Annotated in this window: 1 protein-coding gene; it reads left to right on the plus strand. The window is 44.2% G+C overall.

Features of this window, described 5'->3' with window-relative positions; translation table 11 throughout:
* On the plus strand, positions 1–491 hold a 491-nt coding region (locus tag A3757_RS05460; protein WP_156506201.1), incomplete at both ends, for an iron-containing alcohol dehydrogenase.

Raw genomic sequence — 491 nt, forward strand, 5'->3', positions numbered from 1 at the left:
AACCTACCGAAGGTATACAAACGTGGCAACAATGCTAAAGCACGAGAGAAGATGGCGCTGGCTTCGTACTACGGAGGCTTAACGATAAATATCGCCGGATTAGGGTATGTGCATGCTTTTGCCCACCAATTAGGTGCTAAGTACAAACTACCCCATGGCGAATCCAATGCAAAAGTTCTGCCTTATGTGCTTGAATTCACTAAAGCTGCGAGCACGACACGCTTGGCTGAACTTGCACAATGCCTGGGTCTCGGCAGCAGAAATGATAATGATACAGTGCTAGCTGAAGCGTTTATTAGTGAAGTCAAAAATTTGATTTCTACGCTAAATATCGAGAACACGATACCTCAAATAAAACGCTCAGATTTTTCTGAAATTATTCAGGGTGCTTTTAAAGAAGCTAACTCAACCTACGCCGTTGCAAAGTACATGTCTTATGACGAGGCAGAAGAAATGCTCAGCGCTATCTCTGGCCGAGCCAGCGACATTTA

It is taken from the genome of Oleiphilus sp. HI0117, assembly GCF_001635235.1.